Genomic DNA, 15,962 nt, shown 5'->3' with positions numbered 1-15,962 from the left:
CCAAAACAATAGTCTAATTGAGTTCATGCCGGTATCATACCATTCAGCGGCACAAAGGGGTAAATAACCCAAAAACCATTCTAATTTTAAAATTTTTGAAATAATTGTTTTTACTTCGCACTGAGTCTTTTGAAAGTTAGTTGCATTTAAACAAAACCATATAAATTGATGAAAGAAGAGTACTTAGAAAAGGTCCAAACCATTGATGACTTAATAACAGCATTTTATGCTTGCCTAGGTGGTGAGCCAGGTGAGAAAAGAGATTGGGAATTCATGAAATTTTTATTTCACCCTCAAGGGATGAAGATTGGTTATGAGTACGACATCAACCGAAACTTTAGACCTCAGTGGATACACCCAAATGATTATATAGAACGTATTGGATTTTGGTTTAACAACACTCGGGAAACCGCTTTTTACGAAAGAGAATTAGGTAGGGTGGTTGAAACTTATGGAAACATTGGCCATGCTTTTAGTCATTGTGAAGCTTTTCACAGTAAAGAAGATATGGCAAACAATAAACCGTACAAACAAGACGTAAAAAGTATACAATTGGCCTATTATCAAGACAGATGGTGGATTATCAACATGTTTTGGCATGGGGTTACTCCAGAATTTCCAGTTCCTGATAGATACAAGAAATTTCAGCAGTTCCCATAATTTTTTTTAGAATCTTTCTGCTGAATTATTCGGCTCGCAAACTGAAAATAATTTAAGCCTTATACGAATTGGGCTCCACTCGGGGTCCTTTTCACTATTTAATAGCTTATCTAAATACAGAAGCAAGCAAGAAGAAGGTCTTATCAAAAAAAATCGGAGAGGTCTTAGATACTATCCGAATAGAAAAAATTGGATTGCGGTTAACTTTAAAGGGAATGTTCTTTTTCTAATTCTTTAGCAGTTGATACTATCATAAATTGGATGATTCGGTGCCTTTTTAGTATTCATATTGGTAGATTTTAAATTAGTAATCAGGCCATCGAAATATATTTTGGTTCTAATCGTATTAATAAAAAACAACTTTGTCATTTGCACCAACTGAAGTCTAGCTTGACAAATAGAAACTGAATGATACAAGTAATTACGGATAAAGACAATTGGGAAAAACATATCTCAAATTTTGAAGTATCAGACTTTTACCATACCTATGACTATCACAATATCGCAAAAGGTGATGGACAACCCCAACTTTTAATTTATACGGAAGGTACAATCACCATTGGACTTCCCTTGCTTATTCGTAAGATTCCGGATACTGTTTTCTATGATGCCACTTCGGTGTACGGATATTCTGGACCACTGTACAAAAACCTCCCTGCAAATTTCGATAATACCCAATTCTCTCAAACCTTAATTGAACACTTCAAATCCCAAAAAATTATAACAGTGTTTTCGAGATTAAACCCTTTTATTTCTGAACAACATAGGGTTTTTCATGGTATCGGTACTCTTGAACAAAAAGGAGTGGTTGTTAGTATTGACCTTTCTAAGAACATTACGCAACAACGGACAGAATTTAGACGAAGACTTAAGGGACAATTAAACAAGGCACGAAGACACTTGAGTATTAGGGTTGCAGATGATGACGGGTCGTACCAACAATTTGTCGATGTTTATTGGGAAACCATGAAAAGGTTAAACGCCCGTCCAATGTATTTTTTTGACGACCTCTATTTTAAAACTTTAGCAAAAAGCGAAAGCTTTGAAACCAAAACTTTATTGGCCATTCATAATGAGACGGGTAAAACTATTGGGGCCAGTATGTTTATTTACAAGGATTCTGTAGTCCATTACCACTTGTCCGGCTCAAAAGCTGAGTATAAGGATTTGATGCCCACCAAGCTTTTAATTGATGAAATGAGGATAATGGCCACTGAACTTGGATTGGACAATTTAAATCTAGGAGGTGGACTATCCAGCGCTAATGACTCTTTACTGCAGTTCAAAACATCCTATTCCAAGAATTTACTGGACTTTTATGTTTGGAAACTGGTGGTAATTCCGGACATATATACCAATTTGATTGAAAAACAAGGTCTAAAAAACGAACCGGACTACTTTCCATTATATCGTTTGGAAGAAATTTAATGTGATTATCGAGAATTCGTTAAGTTCATCTGACTTTGGAAAAATTTATGGAAAAAGTTCAGATTTTTGTTTGAAGTTTAGGCCTCCCCTGCCCCATTAAAAAACTAACACAATAAATTTGGCAGACACTATTGTCTTCCCTTTTCAGAAAATAAACACCAGAAATTGGATAACCCGTTCACATCCGAGTTTTATACAGCTACCTGGTTAAAGATATTTAAACCTAAGGCAAAAGAACGTAGGTTTAAAGCCTTTGGCAACCTTTCGTTTTATAAAGCAAAGTACTTCCCAATATATACTGTTAGTGGTGCGGATTCTTCAAAGGGAATAACATACAGCCTTGAAGCAGGGAAAGAGCGCTTGGGAAATAAGGCCTTTGTAATCTATGATTTTCCAAATTATTATGTCAGGCCTAGTGATTTTTACAAGGGAAAGCTAAACTGTTGGGTAACTGAACAACATACAGGATTTCTTACGGATCTAACACAATATGAAAACCTTGAAGACTATTTAAAAACCAATTTTAAAAGTAAAACCAGAAATAGAATTGTTCCGCTTAAACGAAGATTGGAGAGCTGTTTTGATATTGAATATAAAACTGTAGAACAAATCAGTAGGGGTGATTTTGAGGTAATTTATTCCAGATTTTATGAGTTGCTAAAAAAAAGGTTCAATCAGAAACAAGATTTTTGCGTTACACTAAATGACAAAGACTGGGAATTTTTTAAGAAAACGTCTTTTGAATTTATCAATAATGGAAGTGCTGTACTGTTTTTGGTCTTGGCAAACAAAAAAATAATTGGGGTTTCATATGGCCACTTCTTAGACGATAATTTTATTTTGGCCCATACCGTTTTTGATACTGATTATTCAAAGTTTAATGTTGGAAAAACACAGTTGGTGAAGTTAACTCAGTGGTGTTTCGAAAAGGGTATCAAAAAGTGTGATTTTTCCAAAGGTTACTTTCACTACAAATCGCAATGGGGAAATACCAAGTATTCGTTTGAATATCATATTTTTTACAATAGGTTTTCCATTTTTTCAAAAGCCATCTCTTGTAGCATATATTCTTTTTATTCAATCAAAAATTTTTTGAGAAAAGTTGGAATTGATGAATCTGTAAATAAAATCAGGTTCCTTTTGAAAAGAGAAAACGCCCCGATGACTTATACTTTTCATTTTAATCCAATTGAAGTCAAGGACGCCAAATCCCTAGGTCCAAACATCAACCCTGTTGCCAATAATCCCTCGTCTATAATGGAAAGGGCAAAAATTGAATTCGCCTTTAAGTACAATGCCATCATGAAAGGTATAAGCGCTTTTGAAAAACCGGATTCAAAAAGCAGCTTCTATATAAGCTACCAACAGCAATTTTATGAAGGGACCATTAACCATCCAAAGTGAAATTATTTAAAGAAGCAATAAAAGTAAATTTTTACAAGACCTTTTTTGAACAGGAAAGTATCCCAGAGCTTTACTCAAAAATCAGGTTACATACAGATGAAGCCCCTTTAAAAATTTCTTTCAACCCGGTTGATAACATCCCCAACAAAAAAAATGTCGTTATTGAATACTTCCCAAATTATCTTATCCCTGAGATAAGCAAAAATTACAGCAAAAAGGCCATTTTTCAGAAAAAAGGGCATGCGGTAAACTTAAAAGAGTTCCGTTCTTTCGAAGATTACTATTCCTCCCACATCAAAAAAAGTAAAAGAAAATTAGTTACAAGAAGTATCAAAAGATTGGAAAGTTGTTTTGATGTTTCCTATAAAATGTATTTCGGACATATTGAAAAAGAAAGGTATGATATTTTAATGGAAGCTCTGTTTACCATGATCCGGAAACGTTTTGAAACAAAACATGCCAAAAACGAAGATCTGGAAAATCAGGTTTATTATAAAAAAATGTTTTATCCGCTAATTCTAGAAAAACGGGCTTCACTCTTTGTAATTTACAACAAGGACAAACCAATTGAAATCTCTTTAAACTATAATAACTCTGGTATTTGTTATAGCGCTATATGCTCATTCAACATGGACTATTCAAAATTTAGTTTGGGCAATGTGGAAATTTACCAACAAATAAAATGGTGCTTTGAAAACAACCATACTCTTTTCGATATGGGCTACGGTGATTTCAATTATAAATTAAGTTGGTCTAATCTAACTTATGATTTTGAATCCCATGTATTATCCCAACAAATGCCAAGTAGTTTTATATCCAACTTGCTGAACTTAAAGTATCGACTTGTCAACTTTATTATAAAAAATAACATCAATACGCAGATTTATAAACTTAAAAAAGATGTCGCCCATTTGTTTTCGAAGCAGACTAAAAATGTTGATTACAGATGGTCTAAGATTGAATCCGAACCAAACCTAAGCCCCGAAGGCATGGAATTGATAACCGACCTTGAAGATAAAAGGTATGATTCCATGAGGAGATATGTTTATGACTTTGCCTATGCACAAAACGCAAGAATAGATTCTATCAAGATACATCAAAAGTCCATGGATGATTATTTGATTGTGTTCAACAATATGATAGCCCTTTTGACCAAAGCAAAAAAACCCTAAGCCCCTTTTGAAGAAAAGATTAATACATATTCCATTTTATGATCGATATACCGAGACAGGGTACGTACCGGAGGTATATGGACAGTTATTCTTTAAAAGGGACAACAGGTTGCTATATCAGAGTCCGGGGAATAAAAGTACTCCTGAAGATTTGGATAGGGCGTATTCAATTTCATTGTTCCCATCCTATCTGGATGCAAAACCTTTGCTTGAAACCCAAAAAATGTTTTTCAAAACAATTGCACAAAGGAAAATTAAGGGTTTTGCTATTGAGATAACGGAACCCACCGATTTTGACACATTTTATCGGGAAAACTATTCCAAATCATTTCGGCAAAATATAAAGCGCTATGTAAATCGTTTGGAAAGTTGTTTCAATGTAAAATATTTGATATTTCATGGAAATATCTCCAAAAGCGATTATGAGCTGCATATGCAATCCCTTAAAAGGATGTTGAAATATCGATTTGAAGAAAAAGGGGAGGACAACAGGGTACTCAAAGAATGGGACAATTATTACAACGCAACATTTGACCTAATTAATCAAAAAAAATGCTCGTTGTTCGTAATTCAGGCGGATGGAGAAACCATTCATGTCTGCATAAATCGTCATCAAAAAAATATCCTGAACATTTCCATTCCATCCTACGATATAGCTTACTCCAAGTTTAGTCTGGGGAACATTTCAATTTTCAAACTATTGCAATGGTCCATTGAGAACAAATATGATTTCATTGACATGGAATATGGTGTAAACGAATACAAAAGAAGATGGAGCAACGTGATTTATAGCTTTGACCACCATATCTTTTACCCTTCAAAGCGGTTCTCGGGTTACCTCTTGGGAAGGTTGAAAATTCTAAAATTGAGAGTTATAAATCTCCTAAAAGGTATGATGGTCGATGAGTGGGTTGAGAAGGTGAAACGAAGAAGGATTGGCGGGCAAATGAAAACCTATTCTTCCAATTACCGACATGAGACAACTGATGTGTTGAATTTTGAATCCCTTAAGGAAATAAGTTTTAAACAGTTGGATAGTACTGTTTTAAAGAGGACAATCCTTGATATTGCCTTTCAACGTAAATTGGTTTTATCCCGATGTAAGATTTTTTCGGATGTCAAAAATCCAAATCTCTATTACTTGGCAGACGACAGTACCAAAATAAAAATTGAATATTAGTATTTTCAGCAAAGATGCTTTTTAACTCATTTGAATATCTTATTTTTTTCCCAATAGTGTTCTTTACTTATTGGTATTTAGGAAGATTTGAGTTAAAGTGGCAAAATCTTTTCCTGCTCGTCGTTAGCTACTTTTTTTACGGTTTTTGGGATTGGAGGTTTTTAGGTTTGATTCTATTAAGTACCTGCGTGGACTATTGGGTGGGAGAAAAAATCTACCGGTCCAGTGACAAAAAGAAAAAAAAGAACTGGCTGCTTTGCAGCGTCATTCTAAATCTATCAATTTTAGGCTTCTTCAAGTATTTCAACTTTTTCTCCCAGTCTCTGGTAGATACACTAACATTCTTTGGAATACATATCGAGACAGGTCTTTTGATCAATGTGATTTTACCTGTTGGAATTTCCTTCTACACCTTCCAAACCATGTCGTATTCCTTCGACATATACTACAATAGGATAAAACCCATAAAAAACATCCTGAGCTTTGGTGTCTATGTTGCTTTTTTCCCTCAGTTGGTCGCTGGGCCCATTGAAAGAGCCTCACATTTGCTACCTCAACTAAACAAAGTCCGCAAATTTAGGTATGACCAAATCGTTTCAGGACTTAAACTTATTCTTTGGGGCATGTTTAAAAAGGTAGCCATCGCTGACGCAGTTGCACCCATGGTAGATGATATTTTCTTGAACTATTCAACATACTCAGGCTCCACCCTTGTATTGGGTCTGGTGCTATTCAGTTTTCAAATCTATGGTGACTTTAGTGGATATTCTGACATTGCCATAGGAAGTGCAAAAATGTTGGGGGTCGAGTTAAAATCCAACTTCATTTTTCCTTATTTCTCAAGAAATCTGGCCGAATTTTGGCGAAGATGGCATATTTCATTGTCGGGTTGGTTTAAAACGTACCTGTATATACCATTGGGAGGTTCCAAAGGAGGGAAATACCTCGCACTTAGAAATATATTCATTGTGTTTTTGATTTCAGGTTTATGGCACGGCGCCAATTTCACCTTTATTATCTGGGGAGCGTTGCATGCCTTGGCCTTTGTCCCCATCTTTTTACTCAATAAAAACCGAAGATATAAGGGAGATATTATTGCTCAAAACAGATACCTGCCCAACTTAAAGGAAACTGTTCAAGTTATTTCAACATTTGTTTTAGTCACTTTTTTCTGGGTGTTCTTTAGGGCAGAGAATCTAACACATGCCTTAGAATATCTTTATCAACTTTTGACCCAATTTCAGTTTGAAACATACCTACACCCAAGGGGTTTTAGAATGATGGACTATTTTGTTCTAATCATCCTATTTTCCATTTATGAATTTGTCATCCGAAAGGATGAAAGAAATCCTTATAACTTTAATTCCAAAGCTGTTCGTTTTGCTCTTTACACGATTACTATACTTGGAATACTGCTTTTTTATGACGATATGATAGACCGATCTTTTATTTATTTCCAATTTTGATGAAAAAGTTCATACTGAAAAGCTTTTTTTATGTGTTGCTGATTTTTTTAGCGCTAGAACTCGTTGTGCGGGTTTTCCACCTGTATTTTCAATATCCTGTTTCAACCATAAACGAACGAAAAGTAGAGCTCTATTATCCAGGTCAAAAAGGCTATTTTGCCACTGGAAATCGAAGGATGAACCTTGTTCAGTATCGTATTAATGATTCCGGTTTTAATTCCTATAGAGAGTACAACCCAAGTCAAGATTCTATTGAAATTGCTATTGTAGGCGACTCTTTTATTGAAGGTTTTCATCAGGATTATTTTAATTCGCTAGGTGCAAAAATTGAAAGAAGACTGAGTCGCCATGGTGCAAAAGTATTTGAATACGGTTGTTCTGGTTACGATTTGGCCGATCAACTTAACTTGATTTCAAAATACCCTGAGGTTTTTAGTCAGGTTGAAATGGTATTCATTTACTTAAAGTTCCATGAAGATTTGGAAAGAAGTGAATTCGAGCCAAATTATTTTAGGGTGAACCTTGACAATTTGCCTACGTTCAAAATTAAACGCAAAATAAAGCTCCTCTCCTATTTGGATGGTATTGGCCTATTTCTCCCGGTTAGAAATTTTGTAAAAAGTGTTAAGAATGAAAAGCCGGTAGAAGTTTCCAAAGAGCCGGAACCCAAGAAGATGGACTCCCTCATCCAAGAACGTCTCGGACGTTTCAAAGTCCTTATGGACCATTATCCGGATATCGATCGGCAAAAAGTGGTGTTTCTCATTGACAAAACCATTACGCCAACTTCCTTTATCCAATTTTGTGATGCTTGGAACTACGCTTACTTGGATTTTGGAGCACCCTTAAATGCCTCAGAGGAACGTACGCATTTGGTTTATGACCAGCATTGGAATGATCATGGAAGGGAGATTATTTCCGAAGCTATAGTGAATTACATTCAAAACAATACAGATTTCTTAGAGGACTAAATCCTATCACCTATTTGGTCAGCACATAATTCCCTATGACCAAAGCATCCAAACCAGTGGAAAAAAAACAGCGTATCGCATCTTTCGGAGATTCTACTACAGGTTCTCCTTGTATGTTAAAGCTGGTGTTCAACACCACCGGAATCCCGGACATCTTGCCCAGTTTATCAATTACTTCGTAGTAACGAGGGTGGAGTTCTTTATTTACGGTTTGTAATCTGGCTGTACCATCGACATGGGTTACTGCGGGAATTACCTTCTTTTTGTCTTCCAAAACATTGCAGACCTTCAGCATAAAAGGTGCTTCGACCTTCAAATCAAAAAAATCTTCTTTCGCTTCCAGAATGGCAGAAGGTGCAAACGGTCTATACGCTTCCCTGAACTTCACCTCAGCATTAATTTTATCCTTCATATCCTGTATGGCCGGGTTTGCCAAAATACTTCGACTACCCAATGCGCGAGGACCAATTTCCATATTTCCTTGGAACCACCCGATTATTTGACCTTCATAAAGCAGTTCAGCAGCCTTTCCGCAGATATCCTCATAATGGGTGTAGCTCAACTTGGATTTCTTAAGGATAAGCTCAATTTGTTCATTGGAATAAGAGGTGCCGGTATACGGATCGTCATGAATGTATACCCTTTTCTTGTTGAAAATTCCATTATAGAGGTAAAAAGCTGCCCCAATGGATGTTCCGTTGTCCCCAGCTGCCGGCATTACATATACATCCTTAAACTTGCTTTCCCTAACAATTCTACCGTTCATTACGCTATTTAGAGACACTCCTCCCGCAATCACCAAATAGTCGGCCTGAGTGCGTTCATGGATAAAGTCGCAAATCTCCAAAACACGGTCTTCAAGAACTTCTTGAAAAGCAGCTGCCACATTCTTGTGATGTTCCAAAAAAGGGGAACCTGGTTTTCGTGGCTCACCAAAGGTATCTATGAACTTTTGGGAGATTCGTCTAAATCCTTGATATTGATATTCAAAAAAACTTAAATCAATTTGGAATACCCCCTTTTCATCAACACGTATTATTTTTTTTACTTCGTCCTTAAAAACACTTGAATCACCCAGTGGGGCCAACCCCATCGTCTTACCTTCGTCATAATTAGGTTTAAAACCGCAAAACTCCGTTACAGACTCATAAAAGGAACCCAAGGAATGGGGAAAGAAGTTTTCACCATATTTTTTTACCTCATTTCCTTTTCCATGTCCCAACCATGTCGTTGCCCACTCTCCTGCTCCATCTATTCCCAGCAAGGCAGCATCTTCATAAGGTGAAACAAAAAAAGAACCGGCGACATGTGATAGATGATGCTCAATAAAAAACACCTTTGGACCATTTTTCTTATCCCAGTGTTTTCTATACCATATCCAGAAAGCTCTTTGTTTCAAATAGACATACCCCGTGTTATGCCATATGAATTGAAGCAAACTTCCAGATTTTAGCATCTTAAAAAAGTTCCGAAATAGATAGACTATCTTTCTATTGATGTTTAGCTTGGGCTTTATGGAAACCGCGATATAGTCAATGGAAGAATACTCCAAATCGGAATCCTTGATACATCGATTTATGCTTAAATTGGGGAACTCATCGGTATGTTTTTTACGATTCAAGCGCTCCTCTTCAATTGCGGTAAGCAGCTTTCCATCTTTTACGATACATGCAGATGAGTCATGGAAAAAATAGTTTAATCCTAAAATAACCATTAAGCTGGTGTTATGTAGTATTTATTATTTAGCTGCGTCCCCGGTATCCAAAGCTATAACCTTAAATTCGGAACGTCTGTTTAATCGATGTTTTGATTCGGAACATACCGTGTTATCGTTGCATTCGTTTACTAACCTTGATTCTCCAAATGCCCCAGAAGTCAGTCTGTTACCATCTATGCGCTTCGCCAACAAATAATCCATCGTTCTTTTTACCCGCCTTTCAGATAACCATTGGTTGTACTTTGTTGTTCCCCTAGAATCCGTATGCGCTGAAACTTCGAGTTCCAGCTCGGGATACCTTCCCAAAATTTCGACTAATTTATCAAGAAGTACCTTGTCTTTGTCAGTCAGATATGAAGAATTCAATGCAAAATATACATTCCCTAGGGCTTTGATTTCATTCTCTATGGATTCTCGCCTTCTTTTATCCGCTTCTTTTCGGGTTCTCTCCGCTTCTGCCAGTCTGGCTGCTTCTTTTTCTCGTTCCAATCTCTCTGCCAACAATCTAGCTTCTTCATCTGCTTTTTCTTTGGCAGCAATGGAATCTTGAACTCTTTTTTGTTCAGCTTCCATTTCCTGCAAGAGTGCCAATTTTTCTTCGCCTTTAGGTGATAGACCTTTCTCTATATCAAATTGATACACCACCCCAATGGCATGTTGAATATGATTTGAGGCATTTTCAGTACTCATGGCCCATTTTCCTGTTGAATTAAAATCAACACCCCATCTATCTGAAAACCAGGTCCTAAATCCAACAACGGCGTTATACGTACCTCTTCCTTGATTATTGGCATCTGTATAACCTGCTCCAATACCTACATATGGGTCAAAAAATCCGGTTTCACCTAGAATTTGATTCAAATCGTAGCTAAGACGAAAATCAATACCGAAATAATCTATGTCTTCAGCAATGACCACGTTGTCAACGATTTTTCCCTCTTGGTATTGATTATAAGAACCAATGGCCTCCAAGCCGATTCCATTTTGAAAATACCTTCCAATACTGATTCTTGATGGAAAAGGAACTGCGTTCCAGCCATCTCGAATATCCAATAAATTTCCAAATTCGTCTCCGGAGTCATCCACAACATTGATTCCCAAAGAAACCATCCAAGAAGATTTTACGATGGAGTCTTTCTTTGTAATTTCTAAATCCTGGGCGAAAAAAACCGCAGGTATTAGTAATAAACATATGGTACCGAACTTAATCGCTTTCATAGGTTTTGATTTGAGGTTACAAGTACAAAATTACGTTGGTAAGCAAAAAATTTGAGGTTTGTACTTTAAAAGACCTTAAAAATCGTTAAGTGGGGAAAATCAGTAAAAAAAGTCCTACTGTACATGTTGGAACTCTATTGATTTATCGGTCAAGGGAATGGTGTATAGATAAAAAGGATAGGTAACAACTGTTATCTGGGGTTCTTTTGAATTCTTTTCGCTATCGGTTTTTATATTGATTGTCAGTTGGTTATCCTGTTTTTTTCCATATGAAAGCAGCATTTTGCTATTTGGTTTTTGTTCCCCGGCACATACAATGAGTGCAGTATGTTTGGAAAAATCAATAGTGGGAACTGGTAAACCCGGTTTTCTTGTCTTATTGATTTTCGAATAAAACTTTGCCAGTGATTTCATATCACGAATCACTTGTGTCTCCCATTCGAAAATGTTGCTGTATTCATCGCTATCAATAAGTACAATTTCAGAGGGAGTTTCGGTCTGTTCATCCACTGCGGACTGCTTTTGGGATTTACATGAAATCTGAATCGAAAATAACACGAAACACATTATGATGGTTAAAGTCCTCATGTCTAGTACGAATTCTTATATCGTGAATTATATGCTTTTTCATATACCTCCTCATACAGGGGAAGGATATTTAAAATATCAAATTTCGAAGCAACTTCCCTGGCATTGGTTTTGAACTTCTCCATCACCTCCTCATCCTCAAGAATATGAATTGCTTTGTCCGCCATTTCTTCCACATCCCCGACATCAGCCAAAAATCCGGATACCCCATGTATGTTTACTTCAGGAATACCCCCGGTATTACTAGAGATTACAGCAACCTTGTTTATCATGGCTTCCAAAGCTGCAAGACCAAAACTTTCTGATTTTGAAGGCAGTAAGAATAAATCCGAAAAACAAAGGATACGGTCAATTTCATTGCTGTTTCCCAGAAAAATCACTTTATCGGCAATTCCAAGTTTATCACATTGAAGTTCTGCACCTTCCTTTTCAGGACCTTCTCCAACCATAATTAGCTTTGCAGGGATTTCCTTTTGAACGCGATAAAACACGTCGATAACGTCTGAAATACGCTTTACCTTTCTGAAATTACTAATATGGGTTACAATCCGTTCATCTTCATTGGCCATCAAAGAGCGTTGGCAATCCGTATAGTCTTGACTGTACTTTGAAGAATCAATAAAATTCGGTATTACCTCAACTTCTTTTTTGATATCAAAGATTTTAAGGGTGCTTTGCTTCAAGTTTTCAGATACTGCTGTTACAATATCGGATTTATTGATACTAAACGTGACAGCGGGCTTATAATAGGGATGTTTCCCAACCAAAGTAATATCCGTTCCATGCAAGGTGGTAATCATGGGTACATAAATACCTTCTTCCAATAACATCTTCTTAGCCATATATCCAGCATAAGCATGCGGAATGGCGTAATGCACGTGTAATAGTTCAATGCCATGTAACTTCACGGTATCCACCAACTTGCTGGAAAGTGCCAACTCGTACGGCTGATAGTGGAATAAGGGATACTCAGGCACATGGACTTCATGAAAATGGATATTATTGTTCAACAATCCAAGTCGAACTGGCTGTTTGTAGGTTACAAAGTGTACCTCATGACCTCTTTCGGCCAAGGCAATTCCCAGTTCTGTGGCCACTACACCACTACCACCAAATGTTGGGTAACAAACTATTGCAATCTTCATATGAACAAATCTAACGCTATATTCAACTTTTAATTGATAATGGAATCATAAATTGCTTGCTGTATCCGTGTTCGCAAGCCAGATTTTATCAGCAGATTGTTACTTGCCGAAGGAAAGGTACGGTTGGATAGAAAAACATATATCAGCTCTTCTTCCGGGTCTGCCCAGGTATATGTGCCTGTAAATCCACTATGACCAAAGCTTTTTCTGGAAACGCATCCACAAGTCGGTCCTTTTTCCTTGAGCTGGGGCTTATCAAAACCTACTCCTCTCCTGACTTCTTTGTGACAAAAATAACAGGTATTGAACTTTTGGATGGTTCTTTCATCCAAAAAGCGCTTACCGCCATACCTTCCGCCTTGCAGGTACATTTGCATAATCTTGGCAACATCATTTGCATTGCTAAACAGACCAGCATGCCCTCCTACTCCACCCTGCATTGCCGCTCCCATATCATGTACGTAGCCCTGAATGGTCTGAAACCTGAAATAGGTATCTTCCTCTGAAGGAACTACTTGTTTTCTGTTGAACTTCCGCAAAGGATTGAATGTTGTGTATTGAAGACCCATAGGACGGTAAAAAAGCCTATCCACCAACTCATCGATACGACTTCCATAAAACTCCTCAATATATTTTTTAAAAACATAATACCCGACATCGCTATATCGATAGCGATTAGATTTTAAGTCCTGCCTTCCAATTCTATTATAAATGGAATCTTTATAAGCAGAGGTCAAATAGAGGTTTTCGGCCACTTTATATGGAAATCCATCTGCAGGATGATTTCGATAAAAATCTGAAGATGGCTTTCCCTCTTCCGTTAGCGTATCTACATAAAAAGCTATCCACGCGGGTAAACGACCATAATGGGAAAGTGCCTTAAGCACAGTCACGTCCTTTAATTCCGAATCTTTATATTCAGGAACCAACTCCTTAAAGGTGTCATTTAGTGCAATATTTCCCTCTTCCTCCATTTTCATGATCATGGGCAGCGTGGATAATATCTTGGTCAAGGAAGCCAGATCATAAATATGGTCCTCTTGTAACAGGGTATCAGCTCCATAGGTAGGTTTTCCAAAGTTCTTGTTGTACACCACCTTCCCACGCTTTGCTATCAAAACTTGGGCCCCGGGAAACATCAAAGAATCTAACCCTACATGAACCAAACTATCCACCATTTTTAGTCCTTCAGAGCTTAGACCTACTTTTTCAGGAATGGAGTACCCTAGCCTTTGTATGGGTTCAAGGTCAATACCCGTGCCTACTGGGAAGGTTGAACCGATTGAGACAGGAAGTTTACCACGAACACCAATTCCCCCAAAAATGCCCTGTGCCACCTTCTGTTGTGCAAGTTTGCTATTCTGATAGCCTACTGTCAGTGCGTCTATAGTATTAAAGTTCACTATATCCAATAACGCATAGGGCTTGGCAAAAACGCTGAGAATGGTATTGCTAGTTCGTAATTTGGAAATTTCTTGAAGCCAATACAGCTCAGTATCGCTGAATCTATACGGTTTCCAAGGCGAATCATTATTCTTATGAAAGCCGATGATTACTAGATTGTATTTGGCAAGTGTCTTTTTGTAATCTGATATATTCTTTTCTCTGACCAAGGTAACCTCAGTGTATTTGGAAAGCATATCATAGAAAGCTGACCCATCTGCATCCCCAAACGGCACATAAGCAATCCGTTTGTTTTCCAAATTCTTGATAGGAAGCAAGGAAAAGTTGTTTTTAGCTACGGTAATTGCATTCTCTATGGCTTCTTCGTACACAATATCGTTCTCGACCTGATTTAAATCCTGATTCAAGTTATCTTCAGTAACCGGGGTATAGCTAGCAAGGCCAACTTTATATTTAGCCATCAGTATCTTTTTAACCGATAGTTCCAATCGATTTTCAGAAATTCTACCCTTTTGATAGGCGGTAATAAAAAGGGCAATAGCTCTTTTTGGATTTTCCGGCATTAAAAGCACATCGCTTCCAGCTAAAAAAGCCTCCAATTCCACTTCGCCTTCATCAGCGAACTGGGTAACGGCCTTCATATTTAGAGCATCCGTAAAAACCAAACCCTTGAATCCAAGTTCCTTGATTAATAGGTCTGAGATAATACTTTTTGAAAGTGAAGATGGATGTCCTTCCCTACTTTCCAAGCAAGGCACATTTAAATGAGCCACCATGGTAGAGCTTAAACCATTTTTGATGAGCTGTTTGAAGGGATACAACTCGATAGAATCCAGACGCTCCCGTTCTGCGTCAATTATGGGCAAAGCCTTGTGCGAATCCACATCCGTATCTCCATGTCCAGGAAAATGCTTGCCACAAGCAAGAATTCCCGCCTTTTGCATTCCCCTCATGATGGCAATACCTTTTTCGGCCACATTTATGGGAGATTCACCAAAGGAACGATTTCCAATAATGGGATTCCTAGGGTTGTTGTTCACATCGATATCTGGAGCAAAATTGATGTGCACTCCAATTCTTTTGGCGTGCTTTCCAATCTGGAATCCAACTTTTTCAACACTTTTATTGTCCTGTATGGCCCCAAGTGTCATATTCCATGGGAAAGCGTAGGTAGAATCCAACCGCATGGCTAGACCCCATTCAGCATCCATTCCAATTAGAAGTGGCGTTTTGGATTTGGACTGAAAGTCGTTGGTAAGTTGTACTTGCTCTGTTGGTTCTCCCCGCAAAAAAATAACCCCTCCAATCTGGTGATTTTCTATAAGATTGCCTATTCCATTTACTGCGGTATCTCCTTCATTAGAACCAATACTAACCATGAAAAGCTGACCTACCTTTTCTTCCAAGGTCATGTTTTCATAGGCCGTGTTCACCCATTCCAATTGAGCTAAAGTATCCTTGGCCACTAAAGGACTTTGTCCATTGGCTCCTAGAAAAAACAATAAGAAAAAAGGAAAGTAAAGGTATATCCGCATAAAGAACTGTCTAGAACTTGAACTTTAAGCACATAAAAATATTGTATTTCATCGAAGAACGACCACTCTTTTAG

At 37.4% G+C, this 15,962-nt stretch carries 12 protein-coding genes; 7 read left to right on the top strand and 5 right to left on the bottom strand.

What is annotated here, in order from left to right; genetic code table 11:
* Positions 1-168: 168 nt before the first annotated feature.
* The 7 genes from ACSLUF_RS07070 (at position 169) to ACSLUF_RS07040 (ending at position 8,281) form a co-directional block, all read left to right on the top strand.
* Positions 169-660: a hypothetical protein gene (locus tag ACSLUF_RS07070; RefSeq protein WP_435625406.1), complete on the top strand. Its 492-nt coding sequence runs from the start codon at positions 169-171 to the stop codon at positions 658-660.
* Positions 661-1,068: 408 nt separating this feature from the next.
* Positions 1,069-2,088 (top strand): GNAT family N-acetyltransferase, encoded by a 1,020-nt coding sequence (locus tag ACSLUF_RS07065; protein WP_435625405.1) that lies wholly within the window; start codon positions 1,069-1,071, stop codon positions 2,086-2,088.
* A gap of 165 nt (positions 2,089-2,253) precedes the next feature.
* A complete protein-coding gene (locus tag ACSLUF_RS07060) occupies positions 2,254-3,492 on the top strand; it encodes a GNAT family N-acetyltransferase (protein WP_435625404.1) in 1,239 nt (412 codons plus the stop codon).
* The gene (locus ACSLUF_RS07055) at positions 3,489-4,664 is read left to right on the top strand and encodes a GNAT family N-acetyltransferase (protein WP_435625403.1); all 1,176 of its coding nucleotides are present in this window, start codon (positions 3,489-3,491) and stop codon (positions 4,662-4,664) included. Before ACSLUF_RS07060 ends, ACSLUF_RS07055 begins: the two co-directional genes overlap by 4 nt.
* 7 nt (positions 4,665-4,671) lie before the next feature.
* On the top strand, positions 4,672-5,844 hold the full coding sequence (locus ACSLUF_RS07050) for a GNAT family N-acetyltransferase (protein WP_435625402.1): 1,173 nt from the start codon (positions 4,672-4,674) through the stop codon (positions 5,842-5,844).
* A gap of 188 nt (positions 5,845-6,032) precedes the next feature.
* A complete protein-coding gene (locus ACSLUF_RS07045; protein ID WP_435625401.1) occupies positions 6,033-7,310 on the top strand; it encodes an MBOAT family O-acyltransferase in 1,278 nt (425 codons plus the stop codon).
* On the top strand, positions 7,310-8,281 hold the full coding sequence (locus ACSLUF_RS07040; protein WP_435625400.1) for a hypothetical protein: 972 nt from the start codon (positions 7,310-7,312) through the stop codon (positions 8,279-8,281). The genes ACSLUF_RS07045 and ACSLUF_RS07040 overlap by 1 nt, the downstream gene beginning before the upstream one ends.
* A gap of 10 nt (positions 8,282-8,291) precedes the next feature.
* Here ACSLUF_RS07040 and ACSLUF_RS07035 read toward each other — a convergent pair whose 3' ends face one another.
* The 5 genes from ACSLUF_RS07035 to ACSLUF_RS07015 all read right to left on the bottom strand — a co-directional run bounded on the left by ACSLUF_RS07035 (position 8,292) and on the right by ACSLUF_RS07015 (position 15,888).
* A complete protein-coding gene (locus tag ACSLUF_RS07035) occupies positions 8,292-9,995 on the bottom strand; it encodes a carbamoyltransferase family protein (RefSeq protein WP_435625399.1) in 1,704 nt (567 codons plus the stop codon).
* 24 nt (positions 9,996-10,019) lie between these two features.
* On the bottom strand, positions 10,020-11,216 hold the full coding sequence (locus tag ACSLUF_RS07030) for an OmpA family protein (RefSeq protein WP_435625398.1): 1,197 nt from the start codon (positions 11,214-11,216) through the stop codon (positions 10,020-10,022).
* Positions 11,217-11,330: 114 nt separating this feature from the next.
* Positions 11,331-11,783: a hypothetical protein gene (locus ACSLUF_RS07025; RefSeq protein ID WP_435625397.1), complete on the bottom strand. Its 453-nt coding sequence runs from the start codon at positions 11,781-11,783 to the stop codon at positions 11,331-11,333.
* A 23-nt stretch (positions 11,784-11,806) separates the two neighbouring features.
* Positions 11,807-12,949, bottom strand: a complete 1,143-nt coding sequence (gene bshA, locus ACSLUF_RS07020; RefSeq protein WP_435625396.1) for an N-acetyl-alpha-D-glucosaminyl L-malate synthase BshA — start codon at positions 12,947-12,949, stop codon at positions 11,807-11,809.
* Positions 12,950-12,978: 29 nt separating this feature from the next.
* On the bottom strand, positions 12,979-15,888 hold the full coding sequence (locus tag ACSLUF_RS07015) for a glycoside hydrolase family 3 N-terminal domain-containing protein (RefSeq protein ID WP_435625395.1): 2,910 nt from the start codon (positions 15,886-15,888) through the stop codon (positions 12,979-12,981).
* Positions 15,889-15,962 lie beyond the last annotated feature (74 nt).

It is taken from the genome of Flagellimonas sp. (assembly GCF_965601775.1).
Taxonomy (GTDB): domain Bacteria; phylum Bacteroidota; class Bacteroidia; order Flavobacteriales; family Flavobacteriaceae; genus Flagellimonas.
The sequence above is the reverse complement of the archived record's forward strand: the minus strand, read 5'-3'. Positions and strand labels throughout refer to the sequence as shown.